We start from the raw sequence: 20377 nt of genomic DNA on the forward strand, positions 1-20377 counted from the left end.
CATTATTCATGTACAGTTAACGACAGAACGGAGGTTACCACAGATCATGGATCTATAATGACTGCTCTCTCTCCAAGCCCACTTTTGCAGGTTATTGAAAAAACAGTCCATGGAATGTGTATTATCTCGCCCGTCCACTGTATATAAAAAAGCCGGCCCCCGAAGGAACCGACTTTAATGTCCATCACCAATAATGCTCCTGGTTGCAGCTCCATAACGGAGTCCTGCAAGAGTCACACATGTGGTGGTTGTGGTCATATCGCCGATTACTTCCCTACGCTGGTATGATCCAGATCAGGTGCAAAGGGTCCGGAATCTCATGCGATTCCGTCTCAGTCCGGACAATTCGGACTCCCCCAGTAACGTTAACAAGTTGCGGCATACATAAGCCGCTGTTCATATTCAATGAAGCTGACCCCGATGGGCCGTCCATTACAGAGTAGCGCAACCGGAACATAAAAACAACCTTTATATTCCAGAACACCAACCCAATTGGAGAAAAACCTTACATCAATATCAGGATAACATGAGCCCCATCTGCGTAGCAGCTTCCTTTAGCACAGGTGCGTATTCGTGCAAAGTCTCCTGCGAAAGTCGGCTGACAGGCCCTGAGACCGAGAGAGCAGCTGCAATATTGCCTCGGCGATCCATAATCGGTACAGATACCGCTGCAGCTCCCGGCTCACGCTCCTCATAACTCGTCGCATATCCGTTATCCCGGATATCTCCCATTTGCGCCAAATACACCGCCGGATCAATAAACACCGGCCATTCCGGCCCGTTCATCAGTTCCTCACGATCCTCATCCGTGGCAAACGCCATCAAGACTTTGCTGGATGCGCCAACAGACAGCGGAAGTCTAACACCAACGGGAGCAACTCGGCGAATCGCCTGATCACTTTGCACCGCCTGAATCCGAATCCGTTCACTGCCATCACGCAGGTACAGACTCACGGTCTCCCCCAATCGATCTCTCAGTCGCTCCATCGCAGGCAGCAACAGAATAGCGGGATCATCACTGCGGGACATATGAGCCGACAGCTCCCAGATTCGGATGCCTAGTCGATACTTCTCTGTTGCTGCATCGCGGATTACGAACCCGCGATCCTCCAGTGTAGCCATCAAGCGGTGCACTGTACTTTTGTGCAGGCCGATCTGGCTGGCAATCTCGGTGAGTCCCAGATCACTGCGTGTGGTAAAACATAATAATATATCCAGCGCCCGTTCCACAGCCCGGACGGTTAACTTGCGATCTTCCATGGCATAATGCCCTCCTCATGTTTCATCACATGAAACTTGGTTACATAAATTATATGAGAAACGGTCTCATCTGTAAACCAAAAAGAGCCAAAATTGAAATAGACCAACGTGTAAAATTTTCCTTTTTATAAGACTTAATCCCCTGTAATTTACACACTAAGGTAATGTTACCCATATATCTTAAGAACTATATAACAATTGCGTAACAAATGCCCTCAATCAATTGACTTTGACTATATTGGAACATACGATAAAGATATATTACATTAAGATATCGCTCTGAAGCAGGCTCTGAAATAAACGCAATTCTCTTTTCATGTCGTTGTTATCTTCAACTGAACTTCAAAGGAGGGGCATTCATGTATCCAACATCCCAGAGCGAAGCCCCGCTGCAAACAAAAGTGTCCGATCTGCCCTCTTCCCTATCACCGAGGCTGATTCGGTTCAAACATATTATCGTAGCGCTGCTGCTCTCCGTTGTATTTTTTCTATTGTTTTGTTTTATTGCACTGCATGGTTACATCGCATGGGTATTATCCAACCCGACTGTAGCGCCTGTCTTCTCCAATCCGGTGCAGGCCAAGAATATGAAGTACGAAGACATCACGTTCCCGGCAGCAGATGGCAGCCGGACAATGCAAGGATGGTATATCCCTGCTGACAATGCCGCAAGCAAAACGATTATTTTCAGTCACGGCTATGGTGCCAATCGTGAAGAAACATGGGTACCCATGTATGACCTGGCACACTATGCCCATCAACTTGGCTTCAATGTGGTCATGTTCGATTATGGCTTCGCCTCACAGGTGAACAAAGCTGTAGCCACAGGTGGCAAGGCTGAGTCACAGCAATTGCTGGGTGCCATCCAGTTCGCCAAGCAGCGCGGTGCGCAGGAACTGGTAGTCTGGGGTTTCTCCATGGGTGCCGGTACGGCGCTTCAAACCGGACTGATTACACAGGAAGTGGATGCGATGATTCTGGACAGTACGTTCCTGCTTGAGCCGGATACGCTGTACCACAACATTCATAACCAGATCGATCTCCCGCGTCAGCCTACACTGGAGATCATGAAACTGTTGTTCCCTGTTCTGAATGGTACCGGATTGCAGCAGATTCCGTACCAGGAAGTGAAAAAGGAAGATTATCCGTTCCCGATTTTCTTCATTCATGGTACGGAAGATGAGAAGGCGCCTTACCCGATTGCAGAACAGCTCGCCGCCAACCAGACCAATCCGTACTCGGATGTATGGATCGTCCAGGATGCACACCATGAGTTGATCTTCCGGGAGCATCCAAAGGAATATCTGCGCCGTGTCTCGACTTTCCTGAGTCATGTAACGAAAACAAGCAGTGACGATGTGCAGAACACGAATAGTGGAGAATAATCAAACTTCAATCATCGAATTTCCCGTTGATTCTTGAGCCCCTCAGGGGCTCTTTTTTTGCACTCATAGGACAACAGCCCGGCGGAATATACTCTTGGGACGCATGAAGCAACGGTCTACATATGCGATGAAATTCAACTGAAGGAGGCCCACCATATATGAACTGGGATGGATATGGTCACCTGCTACCTCTGCGGACCTTGGAAGAAATCCGTTTCTGGAAAGAGCAGGAGAAAGAACATACACTCGTCATTCGTGCACTGGTGCCCGATCTGGAGCCCCCATACGTCAAGCTGCTGGAGGAATGGGAGGCTACCTTTGCGAACAGTGAGCGAGTAGCGAATCAGCTGTTAAAACAACTATTGCCCGCAACCCATCCACCTGCTCCCTACATCGTTCGTTGTATCGATCAACTTGTGTCGGCTGCTCGGCAACAATCGAGAGAGTTCATCAAACAGCTGTATGTTCTTCTGGAGCAAAGTGCTGCGGTGCAAGCTGTTCCGCTTGCCAAAGTACTTATTTTGCATTTGATCCGCGAATCAGAGTATTTTCTAGGCGTATTGGATACGCTTGGCCAACCTGGCATCTTGCGAGAAACAAATTTGGAGCCGTCACTTTTTCTGGAAAATGCACTGCATACGTCAGGGTCAGCAACCACCCATCGCCAAGCTTCAGAAGCTCCAATTTCTCAAGAAGGGAATGTAAACGCACCTGCTACTTCAGCGCAGATTCAATCCACAACCGTTCAAGTGCCTTCTACCGGAACAACACAAGCCACGCCCAGCACTACTGCACCTCCCGTAAAAGAAAAGCCGGTTCCCATTGGAGGGCACACACTGCCCCCTCTTCCCTATGCGTACAATGCGCTGGAGCCACATATTGACGAACTAACGATGCGTATCCATCACGATAAACACCATCAATCTTATGTGGACGGACTAAATGTAGCAGAGAAGAAGCTGGCGGAATCGCGAAAAAAGAATAACTTTGAACTCATCAAGCATTGGGAACGTGAACTCGCCTTCAACGGGGCAGGCCACTACCTGCATACGATCTTCTGGACAATTATGAATCCTGCTGGCGGCGGTAAACCTTCCGGTATGCTCGCAGAGCAGATCAAGCGGGATTTCGGAAGCTATGAAGCGTTCAAGAATCAATTTACGGAAGCTGCGAACAAAGTGGAAGGCAGTGGCTGGGCGATGCTTGTCTGGAGCCCGAGAGCACATCGTCTGGAGATTTTGCAGGCGGAAAAACACCAGAACCTGTCCCAGTCCGATATCGTTCCACTCCTGCCGCTGGATGTGTGGGAACATGCCTACTATCTGAAACACCAGAATGAACGCAAAAAGTATATCGAGGATTGGTGGAATGTCGTCTACTGGCCGGCTGTTGCCGAGCGTTACGAAACAGCACGCAAGTTGTTGTGGCCGCCTTATTAAGCTTGAGCTTAGTTAGATGGAATGAAAAGAGATATCTCCAGCCGAATGACTGCAAGATATCTCTTTTTGGTGTAAACAAAAAAGCAAGCCCCATGTAATAGAGACTTGCTTATCTTTTGAGAGACTTTCTATTTCAAAATGCTTATGCTCACTTAAGAAGCACAGCCCTCGCACGCTACATAGTTGTCGCCAACCTGTTTGCTAATAGCGATCAGGTCGCCCAGCTTGATATCTGCCTCATCGGTAAACTCCAGATCGGCGATACGAGCAACGATCAGTGCAGCAGCCTCTTCCTTGCTTGTTGCCATCTGGCTGAACTCAGACTTTTCGCCTGTAGATACAACCTCATATAAGTACGTATATCTCAACGTCTCCATCCTAACACTCTCCTTCCGAAATCACATCATATCATCTCTATTACCCAATTCCAAGTCCGATTATCAAGAACTAATCATAGCGCAGCTTCATCTGCTCAGCTGTCAGACGCACTTCTTCAGAGCCAACGCTAAGCACTTTGCTGGCTTCCGCCTGTGGATAGCGATCACGCAGAGTTCGTACCAATGAGGCGGTATAGGCTGCGGCAGAAGGGACACCTGCCAACTCCTTCAGACTGGCCATCGTGCCAGGCTGAACATCAGGATATCCTTCACTGGCTCCACCTGATGCATGCTGATAGAATTGACGCACGTCTGCTGCCAGTTGATCTCCCTGCCCCTCCACGATGATAAAAGCAGTAATAATATACGCCTTTGCCTGTCTGCGCTGGGCAATACCACAGAATTTCAGCCCACCTACACTGACATCATAATCACCGGGGCAAAAAGCACCCTGGACCTCACCCGTTTGCGCCTGGTTCGACCATGGCGTTAGCGACTCGGCAATAATTGACGCCATCTCCCGAAAATCATCATGGATATTGATCGCATGTCCGGGATTAGGCAGAATCAATGACACGTTAACTATCCCTGGATTCAGAGGTACGGCCGCTCCACCGGAAGGTCGAACACAGACTGCTGTCCCTTGGCTTCTTATCCGTTCCATCGCTTCTACAGCCCGTGGCAACCTGCGGTCACGCAGACCGGCTACAAAGGCATCTGGATGTCGCCATATGTGTGCAACTGGCAGATGCCCTGCCCCAACCCGTCTGCACATGACTTCTTCCCATGCAAAAGCGTCGAGTACACTACTGCCTTGTCGCTTGAGTGGTGTCTCCCAGATTTGCAGGCGCAATCTAGCATGTTTATCTGCTTGTAGTTTCTTTTCCGACTGTATCGGGTCTCTTGAATGGGAAGATGCACTCATCGTTCCATTACCTCCGGCTTAACGAATTCGTATGTATTCAGTATATATAGAAATGATAACGCCATATATAAATAAGCCGGTTCCCCTGGGAACACGGCTTATTTATATCCTATCCTGCGGCTTCAGAAGCTCCCGCTTCCAAAACCACAAGGACCTACTGATCCGGCTTGTCCATGAAGTGGACGTACCGAATTTTAATCTTTTACCAAAGACAAGAACTCTGCACGTTGTGCCGGATTCTCACGGAAAGAACCACGTACAGCAGACGTTACCGTCTTGCTTCCCGGTTTCTTCACGCCGCGGGAACACATGCACAAGTGCTCACCTTCCACCACGACCATCACGCCATGAGGCTCGACAGCTTCTGTCAGAATGTCAGCGATCTGTGAAGTAATACGTTCCTGAACCTGCAGGCGACGTGTTACCGCTTCAACCAGACGAGCCATTTTGCTCAAACCAACGATCTTGCCGCTTGGTACATACCCAATGTGCACTTTGCCGAAAAACGGCGCCATATGGTGCTCACACTGGCTGTAGTAGACGATATCCTTGACGATAACCAGTTCTTCATGATTCTCGTCAAACGTGACACCGAGCACATCGCGCGGATCTACTTCATATCCACCAAAAATTTCTTCATACATTCGGGTCACACGTGCAGGCGTTTCAAGCAGCCCTTCACGTGTACTATCTTCTCCGATCAATTTCAGGATCTGCTCTACATGATACTCGATCTTTTCCCGATTGTCGGATACTTTTGAATTCACATAATCTTTAACGCCAGCCACTGCCGAACGCCTCCTTTCGAACCACTACTGTAAGAGGTTGTTCAAAAAGTCCGCTTCAGGTACTGAAAACCCAACTTTTTTGAACACGCACTTTAAGCAGCCATTCCCTGCTATTATTTTCGGCGGCCCGAACTTTTACGCGCAGGATGCTGTTGCGGCTGAGGCATTTTCGCTCCTGGCTGCTGATTCTTCATCATCTGCTGGGCACGCTGCATTTGCTTGCCATTCAGGTTGTAGCCCATTTGCTTCGCCATTTTCTGAAGCATGTCCGGATTGCTTTGCATTTTCTCGAGTTGTTTACGCAAGTAGAACACCCCGATGAAAAATCCCCCGACCAGACCAACAATCAATGTGATAATCGGTATAACAATATCCATCTCTTAGACACCTCTGTATGCATTCTAAAAAGCCTGATAATCCGTGTCAATTCATGATGTTAAGCGCATATGTTGCAAACCTGACACAGACCGGATTTCCTGAAAGTATCATAGCATTTCCGCACGCCTTGAGCAAACGGATTTTCCAGTTGAACCGCACACAAGCTACGTCATGACGGCTTCAATGAAAACGGTTGTATGCTGAGCCAGATCAATTTCAACCACATCCAGAGAATAACGCGTACTTCCGCGCGCCACCCGGATTACAGGTCTGCCGGGCAATCCCCGATGTTGGCGCACAATGACGCCAGTCTCTTTGGTAGACAGTCGTACTGCAGTACCGTTGGGATACACGGATACACTCTTGTTGAACTCGATCAGAATGTCCCGATCCAGCTTTGTACCAGACAACGCCATCATCTCTTCACATGCCTCGTGTGGCAACAGACTGTCCTTCAATAACCCATTAATAAGATTATCATAGATATTAGCCACACTGACGATTCTCGCAAACAGATGGATGTCATTCCCTTTAATACCTCTTGGCATACCTGTACCATCAACATGCTCATGATGTTGCAGGGCTGTATGGGCGACCAACAGACTGAACTCCCGCTTGTTCTTAATCACTTCGAATCCCCGCCATGTATGGTGCAGCGAAGAATTTGCAACCGAGCCACTGCCAGGAGGTTCCCCCACTTTGCCAATATCATGCAATAATGCCCCCACAGCAAGGTCCTTCAGTTGATTATAATTGAGTCCCATATTCAGTCCGATGACCGAAGATAACAAACATACATTCATCGCATGAACATACTGTGCATTGTCTTTGGTACGAATATCGGTAAGCTGCACGAGCAGTTCACGTCCGTTCAGTACATCGTTTAGCAACTTCTCTATACTGAGGGCGACCTTTCTAGGACTCCAATCTTTGCCGGATCGAATGGATTCGAGTGTGACACTCATTTCGTTAATTATTGCCCGTTTCGTGGTTTCATCCAGAATGTCCTCTGTATCCACATCTTTGTACGCTTCATCCTGGATGTATAGCATGGTCACGCCAATACGCTTCAGCGTATTGACCATATATACGGTGAGCTGGACTCCGGCGGACAACAGTACCGTACCGTTACTGGAATATACCGTCTTGCCCAGAAGTTCCCCCGCTTCCACGCTCTCCACGTTTACATACTTCATGAACGTCCCCCGCTCTTACGATTGCTGCTCCAATGCGAGCAATTGCTCCTTGGTTTGCAGACCGCCTACATAACCCACCAGGGTTCCATCTTTACCGCTGATGCGGTGACAGGGAATAATAATCGGAATCGGATTTTTGCTAATGGCGTCCAGAACTGCACGAACAGCCTTGGGTCTGCCGATCTTTTCCGCAACCTGTTGGTGTGATGAGGCCTCTCCATAAGATATATCGGACAGAACCTGCCATACTTGTAGTTGGAATGGTGTTCCAAGCTGATCAAGCTGCAAGTCGAACGTTTTTCTCTCCCCTGCAAAATACTGCTGTACCTGCTGTGCAGCTTCGCTGAGCTTCTCTTCATTCTTCTCATATCGATACTCGCCAATCCAGGTACGGGCCCATTGTTGCAGATGAGCCTCACGTACGTGAAATGCGCCAAAATCAATGTGACACAGTCCTTCATCCGTCGCGCATAACGTAAGTGTACCAATCGGTGTCAGTACCTCATCGTAGTATACGGGCTTGCCATGAAGACCCGTAACTGCAGAAGGCCTCCACGCTGCGGCTTCTGGTTTGGCAGGCTGTGCAGGCTCCTCACTACCCGGTTCATTCCCCGCTTCCATTTTCAAATCCTGTTGTAACGCCTGTAATGCATTGCGCTCTTTCTGTTGCTCTGGCTGCTTCTCACTCACTTGTCCAGCCTCTGGCTGTTTGGGTAAGGTCTCGGACGAACTCAGTCGCTCCTCGGCCTTCTGCAGCATGCTTAGTACGTTCCCATCTTGTTCGTTAGCGGCAGCTTCCCCAATTGCTCTCATGGCGTCTTCTCCTCCAATTCTGCTTAACGCCCAGGCTGCGGTTCCCCGCAACTCGGGGCGCGGATCACGTTTTAGTACTTCTGTAAGTTTGGGTACAGCACTTTTGTCTTTGAAATTGCCCAGGGCAATAACGGCATTGCGTTGAATTGGCTTCTTGCCCCGCCAAGCGGCAGAACTCTGACCGAAACGTTCCTTGAATTCCCGATTACCGATATCCAGTAACGGCAGCAGGAGTGGCTTCACAATCTCCGGATCGGGGTGAAACTCGGGATGGTGATCCCAGTTCTTGCCCCGGTTCTTCGGACAGACAATCTGACATGTGTCACAACCGTACAGACGGTTGCCTATTTTCAGCATAAATTCTTCATCCACGAACCCTTTCGTCTGGGTTACAAAAGAAATACAACGCTGTGAATTCAACTGCCCCGGCCCAACCAATGCGCCTGTCGGACAAGCATCAATACATTTCGTACATTCACCACAGTCTTCGGTCACAGGAGTGTCCGGTTGAAAGGGAATATTCGTCACCAGTTCCCCGAGAAAAATCCATGAACCGAATTTGGGTGATATAATGGCACAGTTCTTGGCGCTAAAACCAATCCCCGCACGCTGGGACACCGCACGATCCACCAGTGCTCCTGTGTCTACCATGCTTTCGATCATGGCTTCAGGTACACGTTCACGTATAAAGTTTACCAACTTGTCCATCGCTGTACGCAGCACCTGATGATAGTCCTGACCCCAAGCTGAACGGGCAAAAATGCCGCGATACGCACCAGGCTCCGATTTCGGTGGATTCACCATCTTGGACTGATACGCTACTGCTATCGCAATAAGAGACGCCGGTTCGCCCTCCTTTAAGGAAGGGTGTACCCTTTTTTCAATATCTGGTTCTTCAAAACCTGAAGCATACCCCTTATCCCGCGACTGCTCCAACAGCGACTTCAGGGAAACAAAGGGATCCGCCGAAGCAAATCCGATATCATCAATGCCCAGTCCGGGGCCAGCTGCCTTGATCTCCTGTTTTAACTTCTCCCATACGGAGGCTTCCTGTGCTGCCCCGGTCTGTACGCTCGTCATTTCTCTTCCCTCTCTTCTTCCGACACGTATTCCGTAAATAGTGAACGCCCGCCTCACGGTAAGAGGACAGGCGTTAATTTCTATATATGCCTTGCTTACTTGCATTCAAAACGGATCGAGTCTATATGGTTTAACGCAAAATGCAGTCTGAAGTTGTTGTCCTGTCATAATTTTACAATTTCTTCAATTCAGAAAACGGCCAGAAAATAAATTCAGCCTTGCCCACAATCTGGTCAGATGTAATACTGCCAAACACTCGGCTATCCTTACTTTTGCCTTCATGACGATTATCTCCCATCACGAAGAAATGATCCGGCTCCAGTGTGATTGGGCCAAAATCGGGATCTTGCACCTCGATATCGGTGTATGTTTCCGCTTGACGCTCGCCGTTCACATACAGATGGTGATCCCTGACTTCAATGGTATCTCCCGGAAGTCCTACGATCCGTTTTACCAGAAAATCCTTCTTCTCCACACCTTCACTTGGATCACGAAGTACAATTACATCGGATCGGGAAGGTGTATCCAGATGATATACAATTTTGTTCACGAAAAGACGATCTCGCTCAACCAATGTCGGCTGCATGGACTGTCCCTTGACCATCGACAGATTAAACACAAACAGGTTCAGCAGCATCATGATGACAAAAGCAACAACAATCGTTTTGACCCAGTCCCACAGCTCGACCACCCAGGATTTCTCCGGTTGTTCAGGCTTTGGCGGTTGATTACGTTCCTCGGAAGCCATATGTTCCATTGAATGATGATTGGAATTCAAAGGGACACCTCATTTATTAATTAGTTGAATTGAGCTTGCAAAATGATGATCATACTCCCCTTCAGTCTACTTCATTTGGAAGAGTGAAACAATTGGTTATGAGCACCAATACCTTGGATATCATGTGTATAGCCTGATTAGGCGCAGTGGTCTAATTGAATGGGAGACACCGAAGCGTGTTCAGAGAATGAGAAAATCAGAGGAATATTACGTAAAGGTCCTTCATACAAATAGAAAGGCACATCTCTCACGTTCTTACACGTTAAAGAGATATGCCTAATATGAAATGAACATCTTTTTTATTTCTTTTTAAACATGCAAACTAAGCTTTAGACAAAATACTAAGATTCTGGAAAGCGCTCATAATCTGATTGGCACCGTAACCCATAGCTTCATATAGAGGCATGGCTACTTTGTTGTGCTCATCACCCGCCACCCATACCTGGCTGACTTTACGCTGCTGGAACCTTTGTTCCATAGCCTCGACAAGTGTTTTGCCGACTCCACGGCGACGATAGTCTGGATGTACCGCAATACGGTAGATGCAACCCTGGTTTTGATCAATCGTACCGATCAAAGCGCCGACGAGGTCTCCCTCTTCTTCCGCAACCATGATTAGGTCAGAATCCCATGACAATTGACGGGCAAACGGGCCCATCGTGTTCTCATAACACTCTTCCGATAGCGCAACCTGGAGAAGCTCCGTCATCTGGCTTGCATCACTCAACTGAAAGGAACGAACGTGCATGTCTTAAATCTCCCTTTTCGTTAGCTTAGATGAGGTTTTTTACAAAAAGGAGTTCCCTTTTACCAAAAACCCAATGTTCATATAATGACAAAAAACGAGAAAATACCGCTTCTTCGTCAATTAAACCATACTTTACTCCATAAAACACGCATTTTCTTTTGAAAGCGCTTAATTGTAACCGTTTACAATAAGATTATTCAAGTTTTTGCTTTTTTGTCTATTAAAATCACATAAATATATTCATAAAGGGTAAAATATGTTTGTTATCTCTGGCCCATGATTAAATCAACGCTTCGGGGGACTTAATAAACAAAAATGTTGCTTAATTAGCCCGAATGCGGTTTAATATTAGTGGCAAGGGTATTATTACATATGTACCTGATTTAAAAAAAACCTAAAATCTCAGGAGGTATTTCATTATGGCTTTTCAATTACCGGCACTTCCTTACGCTAACGACGCATTGGAACCACATATCGATGCACAAACGATGGAAATTCACCACGATCGCCATCACAATACTTATGTAACGAACTTGAACGCAGCTCTGGAAAGCGCTCCTGAACTGCAAGAAAAAAGCTTGGAAGATCTGATTGCTAACCTTGACAGCGTACCTGAAGGCATCCGCACAGCGGTTCGCAACAATGGTGGTGGACATGCTAACCACAGCTTGTTCTGGGAAATCATCGGACCTAACGGCGGCGGCGCTCCTACAGGCGATATCGCTGCAGCAATTGATAGCGAACTGGGTGGCTTTGATAAATTCAAAGAAGATTTCGCTAAAGCAGCTACAACTCGCTTCGGTTCCGGCTGGGCTTGGCTCGTAGTTGGCAAAGATGGCAAGTTGTCCATCACTAGCACACCTAACCAAGACAGCCCTCTCTTCGAAGGTCTGACTCCGGTTCTGGGTCTGGATGTATGGGAGCACGCTTACTACCTGAAATATCAAAACAAACGTCCTGATTACATCGGTGCTTTCTGGAATGTAATCAACTGGGATGAAGTTAACAAGCGTTACGCTTCTGCAAAATAAGACTGTTCGCATGCAACAGTTAACATAAAAGAGAGCCTGATTCGGTCATCGTGACCGTGATCAGGCTCTCTTTTTGCTATCGCAATCGGTATAGTTATAGTTAATGGATATCTTTTCTAACGAACCACAGACACGCTATTGCTCCATATTTCATCGTATCGTGAACCTAACGAATCTCAGCATAACTATTTCCCAAAATAAGGGCGTTGATTCGCACTTTTAGGTTAATTTAGCTAAGATAACGTCACTCAGATTCGTTAGCTCCCCCATTTAATCATTCACTTGATCATACGCACCGGCAAAATAACTGCTGATCATCTTCAGAAATATATTCGGAAATGCCATCTTGTCCATATCTTCCGGTCCGATCCAGCGGTAGGTCAAGCCATCGCCTTTCCCTGTCAGTGTCGGAGTGTTCAGCGCCAGTTCACTAACATCAGATGGGGACATTAACTTCTCTCCATCGTTAAGCGATGTTGAGATAATGTTCTGCGAATCAGGCGTGCCTGGCTCCGATGAATGCGTTGTGGCTGACTCAGGTGACACAGCAGAAGATGAGGCTGTGCCCTCCTTCGTTGCCGCCTGTGCGTCGTAGGCGGCTCTGGCTTCCGCTGCGATTAGCGGAAGCTCACTGCTCTGGTCCTGCTCGGTACACTTGTACACCTGCAAGCTCCAGACAATGTGGCTGAACACATGCTCCGCATGGGTAGCCAGCCCTTCCGGGCGGGCAGCGAAGCCTTCCGCCCACAGACTGCCGGCCAGCAAGGCCATGGCCGGCTCATCCGCCAGCGGCGCCGCCTTCTTGCTGGCTGCGGCGGGCGCCGCGAGCACATGCGGCAGCTCCCACATCCGGGCCAGCAGGCCCGTGTCTGGGCGCTGGCGCACAAGCACTTGGCCGCGGTGATCGCCGCGGCCCTCCACAATCGCGACCAGCCGCTGCTCAGGCCGCGGCGGCTTCGCCTTGGTCTTGACCGGCAGCGTAAGCTCTCTTCCGGCGATGCGGCCGGAACATTGCTCCATGACCGGGCAAGTCAGGCAATGCGGCGCTTTGGGCGTGCACACCAGCGCGCCAAGTTCCATCAGCGCCTGATTGAAATCACGCGCTCGCCCTTCCGGAATGAGCTCTCCTGCGAGCTCTTCCATCAACACCCGGGTGCTGCCCTTCATAATGTCCTCATCAATGAGGAAGTATCGGGACAGGACCCGCATAACATTGCCATCTACCGCAGGCTGCGGCTGGTTGAAGGCAATGCTGAGAATGGCCCCGGCAGTATACGGGCCAACCCCTTTTAATGCGAAGACAGCCTGCTTGTCCTGAGGCATCTCGCCTCCGTGCAGCTCCATGACTTGTCTCGCAGCCGCCTGAAGATTACGTGCACGGGAGTAATAGCCGAGTCCCTCCCAATTTTTCAGAACATCCTCCTCGGGTGCTTCCGCAAGTGCCTGCACGGTTGGAAAATTCCCGATAAAACGATTGAAATACGGAATGACCGTATCGACCCGTGTCTGCTGAAGCATAATCTCTGATACCCACGTAAAATACGGATTGTTGTGGCGACGCCACGGCAAATCCCGTCGGTTGATCATATACCAGTCCAGCAAATTCACGCTGAAATGTTGTTTCTGTTCCTGTAAACCCATATTTCCGTCCTCTCCTATTGCCAAGCTAGCTACTTTTCCATCTGTTCTACGATCGCAAAGGCCGCTGCCAATTCCGTCTGATGCGTAATGCTCAAATGTATGTCATATTGTTTGTCGTATGGCAGCTGCAGGCGTTCCCAGGCCTGACTGGACAGCGAGGCCACCGGACGTCCTGTCCCATCAGGCAGCACTTCGATGTCAGTAAAGCCCATAATGCCACCAATACCGCACCCAAATGCCTTGGACACCGCTTCTTTCGCTGCAAATCGACCGGATACAAACTCCGTCATCCGCTTCCCTCGACGAACCGCGATCTCCCGCTCTGCTGGCGTTAATATTCGTTTCAAAAAAGCTTCCGCATGGCGACCGGACAGCAGCTTCCGCATACGTCCAATCTCCAGCACATCATTGCCAATGCCATATATCATCAACGCTTCACCCGCTTAATCTTTTATACTGTAAGAGGTTGTTCAAAAGTCCCACCTTCTCGGTACTGAAAACCGCTCTTTTTGAACATGCATTGTAAAATATCCCCATTCAATCACATGATCCGTAACTCTCCGAACACGTATTCTATTGTAGCAGGAGGGGCGTCCAGAAGCGAGTACCTATCGGCATTACCATATATGCTAAAATATAAATCAGGAATCGTCTGAAATTCTGAGGAGGTCTGAATTATGCCCATCACTTTTGAATTGCCCACTGACGTAGATGCTATCATTCGCGGCGACTTTTTCCCTGCACAACACCCCGCTCAGGGCGTCATCATTCTGTCTCACGGATACAAAGGCTTCAAAGACTGGGGCATGTTCCCTTACGCAGCTTCACAGCTAAGCCAGACGCATCATGTATTGACCTTTAATTTCTCTCACAACGGTATCGGTGAATATCCGGAGCAATTCTCCGAACTGGAAAAGTTCGCAGTCAATACCTACACCCGGGAGCTTGCCGATCTGGCCCTGGTACTGGAGCATGTAGCTACACAACCTGAATTCACCGGACTTCCTGTGTACCTAGTTGGTCATAGTCGCGGTGCGGGCGTAAGTCTCGTCTATGCACTGGATCATCCCGAACAGGTGGCAGGTGTCATCTCCTGGAATGGCGTAACCAATCTGGATCTCTTCACAGCGGAGCAAAAAGAAGAAATGCGTACGCAGAGCCGCAGCCATGTCGTTAACGGACGTACAGGTCAGCAGATGCCACTGGACGTGTCTATACTGGAAGACCTGGACAAGCACAGCGAACGTTACGCTATTATTGACCGCCTGTCTTCTTCACCTTTGCGAGTCGCACTCATTCAGGGAACGGAAGATCCGCAGCGTCTTCGGGAGGGTTCTGCTGCACTTGTTCAAGCCCGTCCTGATATCCCATGGCACCAGATTAATGAGGGAAACCATACCTTCAATACTGTTCATCCATTTAAAGAAACAACTCCGCAACTGGAACAAGTCATCACCCAGACCCTGCAACAGATCAAAGACTGGAGTAGCTAACTCTTCTTTAATATTGTAGTCACCTGGATTTTTGCAGTTTCTCGTTCCACATAAAAAAAGAGTCACTGTGTGAGCAGTGACTCTTTTGCATTCCCTAAGAGGGAATGTATTTCAATATTGGTGTTAACAGCTTATAACAAGCTTGCTCATCCATCCGTATTAGATACCCGGAATGGCATTGCGTTTGTGATGTGTACGCGTATAGAACGCTTCGAGGCGCTCTTGGGCAGCCGGATCGATCTGTTTTCCTTCGAGATAATCACTGTTCGCTTCATAAGAAATTCCCAGCTCATCTTCGTCCGTCTGACCTTCCCATAGCCCTGCAGATGGTGCCTTGTCCAAAATAGCCTGTGGCACTTTCAAATATGCTGCCAGCTGGCGTACCTGACGTTTGTTCAGCGTGCTCAGTGGTGTGATATCGACAGCACCATCGCCCCATTTGGTATAGAAGCCCGTGATGGCTTCGGACGCATGATCCGTACCTACAACGAGCAGGTTTTCTTCAAACGAAAGCGCATATTGCATCACCATACGAGTTCTCGCCTTAACGTTACCTTTGCCTTGGTGAGTCATATGGCGTGGGCTGCCCAAGGATTTGAATCCTTGCTCCACTTCCAGTGCAATCTCGTTCACCGCATCTTCAATATTCGTTTCCACAACATGCTTCAGATCGTATGCTTTCGCTACAGCGTAGCTGTGGTCGATATCGGATTGTTCACCATAAGGTTGGAACACACCCAGCGTTTTGTACTCTTGTTTATTCTCTTCCGTAAGCTCGTCCGTCGCTTTTTTGCAAAGCGCCGTTGCCACTGCACTGTCAATACCGCCGCTGATCGCAATCAGCAAACCCTTGGCACCCGCATTTTTAACATACGTCTTCAGAAAATCAACACGCTTGCGTACTTCCTCTTCTTCATTAATGCTTGGTTTAACCTTCAATTCAGCGATGATCTGTTGTTGCAAACTCATCGTTCACACACCCCGTTTCTAAATTAATGAAATTTGATGTCCATCTTGAAAGGTCCGAATGGTTCAATAACCTTATCTATCCAAAATGAAACGCCCCGGCATCGGTGATCCGAAGGGCGGGGCGTTCTATGGAGCGAATTAACGGCAATAACGTTCAAATGCATTTGTCAGATCAGCCGCAATTTCCTCTGCAGAACGGTCTTCCACTTGATGACGCTCGATAAAGTGAACGAGTTCTCCGTCTTTCATCAGAGCGATGGACGGTGAAGATGGAGGATACGGTGCAAAGAATTCACGTGCTTTTGCAGTTGCTTCCTTGTCCTGACCAGCAAATACAGTGTACAGGTGATCCGGTGTAATATCGTGTTGAAGTGCTTGGGACACCCCTGGACGGCATTGACCTGCGGCACATCCGCAGACAGAGTTAATGACAACCAGTGCTGTTCCTTTTGCATCTGGAAGACTTGCTTCCACTTCTTCAGGAGTACGCAACTCCTGGATTCCTAGACGAGTTAACTCATCCCGCATGGGTTGAACCATATCTTTCATGTATTGATCAAATGACATTGACATTCGGTTTCACTCCTTATAAATGGTTGTTCTATGATCTCGATCGAATTAAAGGCGAATAACTCTCCAAAACAACGTTACATTCATATCGAACATTATGGATGTAATGATGTGCTATTCCTATTATACATCCATAAGCAATGAAAGCAAGATTCAGAAACCGCCTGCGGAAAGGCTTCTTCTATAATATTATGTCTCATTGTCTGGCAAAATATGCTGAATGACTAACGTTCAAATGCCACTTTGAAGGTGGTACCCTGACCTTCCTCCGATTCCACAGTGATGGTTCCATTATGTCGTTCCACAATACTCAGGCACATCGACAATCCAAGTCCGGTTCCCTTGGCTTTTGTCGTGTAAAAAGGTTCAAACAGCTTTTCCTTCTTCACCCGGGGTATACCCGGTCCTGTGTCACGTACACACAGTTCCACCTTATCATCCACGATCCGCGTTTCCAGCGTAAGCACACCCTTCTCATTCATGGCTTCCATCCCGTTACGGGCCAGGTTCAATACCACCTGTTTGATTTCCTTTGAATTGAGATGCAACTTCGGCACATTATGGGCGAGCATGAGTTCAATACTCTGACCACGCAGGTTCGCATCCGCCCATAACAATGGACTGAGTTCATGGATGATATCGTGCAGCTGGGATTCCTCTTTCTCGGCAATACGATTCTGAGCCAGAGACAAAAAATCATTAATGATACTGTTGGCCCGATCCAGCTCTTCCAGAACGATCCGGTAATAGTGATCCAGGGAGTCCGGACTCTTTTCCTGCATCAGTTGAAGAAAGCCCCGCACAACTGCCATGGGATTACGCACCTCATGCGTAATGCTTGCAGCCATCTGCCCTACCAGACTGAGACGATCCACATTATCGAGTTCACTTCGCAGCATCTCAAGCTCCGTGATATCCTGAATGATCAGCATGGCTCCTGTTACTTCTCTCGCAGACTCTGTTGAAAAGGCATAGATCGGAACGGTTCGGGATTGCAAGACGTTTGCACCGTAACGAACGGTCAATCCACTAATCTCACCATGAACGACGGCTCTGCGAATGCTTTTATCCATCTTGTCCGCCTGACCTTGTTCAACAAATTGAGTGGCAGGCTGTCCAATGAGATCAGGGGTGGAGGTACAGGGAAGCTGTTCTCTTGCCATTTGCTTCATCATCTCATTGACAAACATCACTGTGCCTTGTTTATCTACGGTGGCAATGGAGAGCGGCACTGCGTTCAGAATCTGATGAAGTTTCTCCGATTCGTCTATGTATCGGTTGTGTACTTCCGAGAGATGCTGCTCCAGTCCGCGATAGTGCTTCATCCGTTCCAGCCATAGCAGACTCAGAATGCCCGCAACAATGGCTCCTGCGGTATATCCAAGAGCTGTAAGTATCAGGTAGGTTGCAGAGTACGTGGATTCATTCTGGAGGGATGCGATCCATAACAGACTCGTTACAACCAGTTCCATTGTAATTAGGATAATGAGGATCGTCATTTTGCGTGAAGGTGTATTATGCTTGAATCGTTTGGCAGACAACCATACAATAGGATAGAGAAGAATGCCCGTATGAAGGAGAAATCCGTACAGATCATAGGGATGCGCAAACAGAAAATAGAAGAGAATATGTAGAATGGACAGCGTTACGCCTATAGCGGTTTTACAATACAAAATAACAAGTATCACAGGTACAATACTTAATGATATGGGTACAGCTACCGGGCTTGCATAGAGTGCAAATAGCAGACACAATAGCATGCTCAGGGCACTTGTCACAGCAAAACTGGTATAAACGGTTCCGGCATGATCCATTTTGGCAATAGCCCGCTTGGAGAGTACCAGACGGAATAAGGGAATCAGAAATACCGCCGTCCCTGCCAGCAGTACTTGTAAAAGCATGTCCTTTAACGCAACCACAATGCCATCTCCTCCTCTGCCTGCACATTCCCTCATGTATTTCTGATTAAAACATAGGCGACAGTATATTACAATATATCCCTTAAGACTGCACAATAGAACTGCCTCAACTCCATTATATTTCAGAAAAAGCCAGGAGTAGACACAGTTTACGTAAAACAGACAAAATCAATGAAAAAAGAGGGTAATAACATATGTATGATGTCATTGTAATTGGTGGCGGATCCGCGGGCCTGATGGCTTGCGTTGCAGCTGCCGAGCATGGAGCATCCGTGCTTCTGCTGGATAAAGGAGATCAACTGGGTCGTAAACTCGGCATATCTGGCGGAGGTCGATGCAATGTAACCAATGCCAAGGAAACGGATGAACTCATCCGACACATTCCGGGTAATGGACGCTTTTTATATAGTTCATTCCAGAATCTGGACAACCAGGGAATCATGCGTTTCTTCGAGAATCTCGGAATCGCCCTGAAAGAAGAAGACAACGGCAGAATGTTCCCAGTAACCGATAAAGCAAAAACAGTTGTGGATGCGCTGGTAGGCAAAATTGTCTCCCTCGGCGTTGAGATTCGTACCAAAGAACCGGTGAAGGAACTTATTCAGAACGGTCAGCAAGTACAGGGTGTTAAGTTGATGTCCGGCAAAACGATCCTTGGGCGTTCTGTCATTATCGCTACTGGTGGCAAATCCGTACCTCAAACCGGATCAACCGGAGACGGTTACCCCTGGGCTGAGGCTGCGGGTCACACGATTACGGAGTTGTATCCAACCGAAGTGCCTATTGTATCTGGGGAGAGTTGGATTCAATCCAAAGAACTGCAAGGTTTGTCATTGAGGGATATCGGCTTATCTGTATTGGATGCCAAAGGAAAAACCGTCATCTCCCATCGCGGGGATATGATCTTCACGCATTTTGGAGTGTCTGGACCGGTTGCATTGCGTTGTAGCCAATTTATCCGCAAAGTTCAGATGAAGTCTGGAAACCCGCAGGTCATCATGAGCATTGATCTGTTCCCAGAGCTGTCCGCAGGTGCATTGGAAGCACAGGTTCAACAGGTATTGGAACAAGAGTCCCGCAAGGCTGTCAAAAACATACTGAAAACATGGGTTCCAGAGCGTATGATTCCATTAATGATGAAACGGGCAGAGATCAGTGATGACCTTACGTTCCACCATTTCCCCAAAGGCATGTTAAGCAACTTATGTGGGTTAATGAAAGCTTTTACCTTCCGTGCAGACGGAACGAGATCACTCAAAGAAGCCTTCGTCACTGGGGGAGGAATTCACTTAAAGGAAATATACCCAAAAACAATGGAATCCAAGCTGCTGCCTGGACTATTCTTTTGCGGTGAAGTGCTGGATATTCACGGCTACACCGGCGGATATAATATCACTGCTGCTTTCTCCACCGGATATACGGCTGGCATGCATGCGGCTGAATATAAGCACGCTACATTATAGTAGAGATTGTTCAAAAAAGTCCGCTTTTGATTACAAATCATGCCTACTGGCATCATCAGCGATGAATTGCTTCAGATGTCAAAAACCCCGATATCCACTGTCTGTGGAGTATCGGGGTTTTTGG

At 48.1% G+C, this 20377-nt stretch carries 19 protein-coding genes and 1 riboswitch; of the genes, 5 read left to right on the top strand and 14 right to left on the bottom strand.

Annotated features, from left to right (window positions below):
- Positions 1-254: 254 nt before the first annotated feature.
- Positions 255-368: riboswitch (TPP riboswitch) on the bottom strand.
- Between the two features lie 148 nt (positions 369-516).
- Positions 517-1260, bottom strand: a complete 744-nt coding sequence (locus ACX9NY_RS20355) for an IclR family transcriptional regulator (RefSeq protein ID WP_076216717.1) — start codon at positions 1258-1260, stop codon at positions 517-519.
- Positions 1261-1619: 359 nt separating this feature from the next.
- Here ACX9NY_RS20355 and ACX9NY_RS20360 point away from each other — a divergent pair, with 359 nt between their 5' ends.
- Both ACX9NY_RS20360 and ACX9NY_RS20365 read left to right on the top strand, forming a co-directional pair.
- The gene (locus tag ACX9NY_RS20360) at positions 1620-2645 is read left to right on the top strand and encodes an alpha/beta hydrolase (RefSeq protein ID WP_472474729.1); all 1026 of its coding nucleotides are present in this window, start codon (positions 1620-1622) and stop codon (positions 2643-2645) included.
- Between the two features lie 158 nt (positions 2646-2803).
- Positions 2804-4084, top strand: coding sequence for a Fe-Mn family superoxide dismutase (locus tag ACX9NY_RS20365; protein WP_472474731.1), 1281 nt, complete (start codon positions 2804-2806; stop codon positions 4082-4084).
- A 152-nt stretch (positions 4085-4236) separates the two neighbouring features.
- Here ACX9NY_RS20365 and ACX9NY_RS20370 read toward each other — a convergent pair whose 3' ends face one another.
- From ACX9NY_RS20370 to ACX9NY_RS20405, 8 genes are all read right to left on the bottom strand, one after another.
- Positions 4237-4461 carry a hypothetical protein gene (locus ACX9NY_RS20370; protein ID WP_091039003.1) on the bottom strand — a complete coding sequence of 75 codons (225 nt, stop codon included), beginning with the start codon at positions 4459-4461 and terminating at the stop codon, positions 4237-4239.
- Between the two features lie 70 nt (positions 4462-4531).
- The gene (locus ACX9NY_RS20375; protein WP_472474733.1) at positions 4532-5386 is read right to left on the bottom strand and encodes a lipoate--protein ligase family protein; all 855 of its coding nucleotides are present in this window, start codon (positions 5384-5386) and stop codon (positions 4532-4534) included.
- Between the two features lie 194 nt (positions 5387-5580).
- Positions 5581-6174, bottom strand: coding sequence for a GTP cyclohydrolase I FolE (gene folE, locus ACX9NY_RS20380; RefSeq protein ID WP_339239415.1), 594 nt, complete (start codon positions 6172-6174; stop codon positions 5581-5583).
- Between the two features lie 113 nt (positions 6175-6287).
- Positions 6288-6551 (bottom strand): YneF family protein, encoded by a 264-nt coding sequence (locus tag ACX9NY_RS20385; RefSeq protein WP_017690778.1) that lies wholly within the window; start codon positions 6549-6551, stop codon positions 6288-6290.
- Positions 6552-6716: 165 nt separating this feature from the next.
- Complete coding sequence (locus ACX9NY_RS20390) at positions 6717-7748, bottom strand: HD-GYP domain-containing protein (protein ID WP_339239414.1); 1032 nt, start codon at positions 7746-7748, stop codon at positions 6717-6719.
- A 15-nt stretch (positions 7749-7763) separates the two neighbouring features.
- A complete protein-coding gene (gene queG / locus ACX9NY_RS20395; RefSeq protein WP_472474736.1) occupies positions 7764-9641 on the bottom strand; it encodes a tRNA epoxyqueuosine(34) reductase QueG in 1878 nt (625 codons plus the stop codon).
- Between the two features lie 172 nt (positions 9642-9813).
- Positions 9814-10398 carry a signal peptidase I gene (lepB, locus tag ACX9NY_RS20400; protein WP_445252807.1) on the bottom strand — a complete coding sequence of 195 codons (585 nt, stop codon included), beginning with the start codon at positions 10396-10398 and terminating at the stop codon, positions 9814-9816.
- Between the two features lie 343 nt (positions 10399-10741).
- On the bottom strand, positions 10742-11167 hold the full coding sequence (locus ACX9NY_RS20405; protein ID WP_278297013.1) for a GNAT family N-acetyltransferase: 426 nt from the start codon (positions 11165-11167) through the stop codon (positions 10742-10744).
- Between the two features lie 419 nt (positions 11168-11586).
- Between ACX9NY_RS20405 and ACX9NY_RS20410 the strand changes: the two genes are divergently transcribed.
- Positions 11587-12198: a superoxide dismutase gene (locus ACX9NY_RS20410; protein ID WP_150364015.1), complete on the top strand. Its 612-nt coding sequence runs from the start codon at positions 11587-11589 to the stop codon at positions 12196-12198.
- A 270-nt stretch (positions 12199-12468) separates the two neighbouring features.
- Here the strand turns inward: ACX9NY_RS20410 and mutY are convergent, their stop codons facing one another.
- Positions 12469-13839 (bottom strand): A/G-specific adenine glycosylase, encoded by a 1371-nt coding sequence (mutY, locus tag ACX9NY_RS20415; RefSeq protein WP_472474739.1) that lies wholly within the window; start codon positions 13837-13839, stop codon positions 12469-12471.
- Between the two features lie 29 nt (positions 13840-13868).
- Entirely contained in the window at positions 13869-14267 is a 399-nt protein-coding gene (gene acpS, locus ACX9NY_RS20420) for a holo-ACP synthase (RefSeq protein ID WP_342571768.1), read from the bottom strand.
- A 249-nt stretch (positions 14268-14516) separates the two neighbouring features.
- Here acpS and ACX9NY_RS20425 point away from each other — a divergent pair, with 249 nt between their 5' ends.
- Entirely contained in the window at positions 14517-15332 is an 816-nt protein-coding gene (locus tag ACX9NY_RS20425) for an alpha/beta fold hydrolase (protein WP_472474741.1), read from the top strand.
- Between the two features lie 159 nt (positions 15333-15491).
- Here the strand turns inward: ACX9NY_RS20425 and nadE are convergent, their stop codons facing one another.
- From nadE to ACX9NY_RS20440, 3 genes are all read right to left on the bottom strand, one after another.
- Positions 15492-16301: an ammonia-dependent NAD(+) synthetase gene (nadE, locus tag ACX9NY_RS20430; protein ID WP_339239406.1), complete on the bottom strand. Its 810-nt coding sequence runs from the start codon at positions 16299-16301 to the stop codon at positions 15492-15494.
- Positions 16302-16439: 138 nt separating this feature from the next.
- Positions 16440-16874 carry a BrxA/BrxB family bacilliredoxin gene (locus ACX9NY_RS20435; protein ID WP_278297014.1) on the bottom strand — a complete coding sequence of 145 codons (435 nt, stop codon included), beginning with the start codon at positions 16872-16874 and terminating at the stop codon, positions 16440-16442.
- Positions 16875-17095: 221 nt separating this feature from the next.
- Positions 17096-18790, bottom strand: coding sequence for a two-component system sensor histidine kinase NtrB (locus ACX9NY_RS20440; RefSeq protein WP_339239405.1), 1695 nt, complete (start codon positions 18788-18790; stop codon positions 17096-17098).
- A gap of 194 nt (positions 18791-18984) precedes the next feature.
- Between ACX9NY_RS20440 and ACX9NY_RS20445 the strand changes: the two genes are divergently transcribed.
- Positions 18985-20253 (top strand): BaiN/RdsA family NAD(P)/FAD-dependent oxidoreductase, encoded by a 1269-nt coding sequence (locus tag ACX9NY_RS20445; RefSeq protein WP_472474743.1) that lies wholly within the window; start codon positions 18985-18987, stop codon positions 20251-20253.
- Positions 20254-20377: the final 124 nt, after the last annotated feature.

It is taken from the genome of Paenibacillus sp. CB74 (assembly GCF_055687625.1).

Excerpts from the sequence above, each read along its gene's own strand:
- ACX9NY_RS20355 (WP_076216717.1), bottom strand. The coding sequence starts at position 1,260 with ATGGAAGATCGCAAGTTAACCGTCCGGGCTGTGGAACGGGCGCTGGAT.
- ACX9NY_RS20360 (WP_472474729.1), top strand. The coding sequence starts at position 1,620 with ATGTATCCAACATCCCAGAGCGAAGCCCCGCTGCAAACAAAAGTGTCC.
- ACX9NY_RS20365 (WP_472474731.1), top strand. The coding sequence starts at position 2,804 with ATGAACTGGGATGGATATGGTCACCTGCTACCTCTGCGGACCTTGGAA.
- ACX9NY_RS20370 (WP_091039003.1), bottom strand. The coding sequence starts at position 4,461 with ATGGAGACGTTGAGATATACGTACTTATATGAGGTTGTATCTACAGGC.
- ACX9NY_RS20375 (WP_472474733.1), bottom strand. The coding sequence starts at position 5,386 with ATGAGTGCATCTTCCCATTCAAGAGACCCGATACAGTCGGAAAAGAAA.
- ACX9NY_RS20385 (WP_017690778.1), bottom strand. The coding sequence starts at position 6,551 with ATGGATATTGTTATACCGATTATCACATTGATTGTTGGTCTGGTCGGG.
- ACX9NY_RS20390 (WP_339239414.1), bottom strand. The coding sequence starts at position 7,748 with ATGAAGTATGTAAACGTGGAGAGCGTGGAAGCGGGGGAACTTCTGGGC.
- queG (WP_472474736.1), bottom strand. The coding sequence starts at position 9,641 with ATGACGAGCGTACAGACCGGGGCAGCACAGGAAGCCTCCGTATGGGAG.
- lepB (WP_445252807.1), bottom strand. The coding sequence starts at position 10,398 with ATGGAACATATGGCTTCCGAGGAACGTAATCAACCGCCAAAGCCTGAA.
- ACX9NY_RS20405 (WP_278297013.1), bottom strand. The coding sequence starts at position 11,167 with ATGCACGTTCGTTCCTTTCAGTTGAGTGATGCAAGCCAGATGACGGAG.
- ACX9NY_RS20410 (WP_150364015.1), top strand. The coding sequence starts at position 11,587 with ATGGCTTTTCAATTACCGGCACTTCCTTACGCTAACGACGCATTGGAA.
- mutY (WP_472474739.1), bottom strand. The coding sequence starts at position 13,839 with ATGGGTTTACAGGAACAGAAACAACATTTCAGCGTGAATTTGCTGGAC.
- acpS (WP_342571768.1), bottom strand. The coding sequence starts at position 14,267 with ATGATATATGGCATTGGCAATGATGTGCTGGAGATTGGACGTATGCGG.
- ACX9NY_RS20425 (WP_472474741.1), top strand. The coding sequence starts at position 14,517 with ATGCCCATCACTTTTGAATTGCCCACTGACGTAGATGCTATCATTCGC.
- nadE (WP_339239406.1), bottom strand. The coding sequence starts at position 16,301 with ATGAGTTTGCAACAACAGATCATCGCTGAATTGAAGGTTAAACCAAGC.
- ACX9NY_RS20435 (WP_278297014.1), bottom strand. The coding sequence starts at position 16,874 with ATGTCAATGTCATTTGATCAATACATGAAAGATATGGTTCAACCCATG.
- ACX9NY_RS20445 (WP_472474743.1), top strand. The coding sequence starts at position 18,985 with ATGTATGATGTCATTGTAATTGGTGGCGGATCCGCGGGCCTGATGGCT.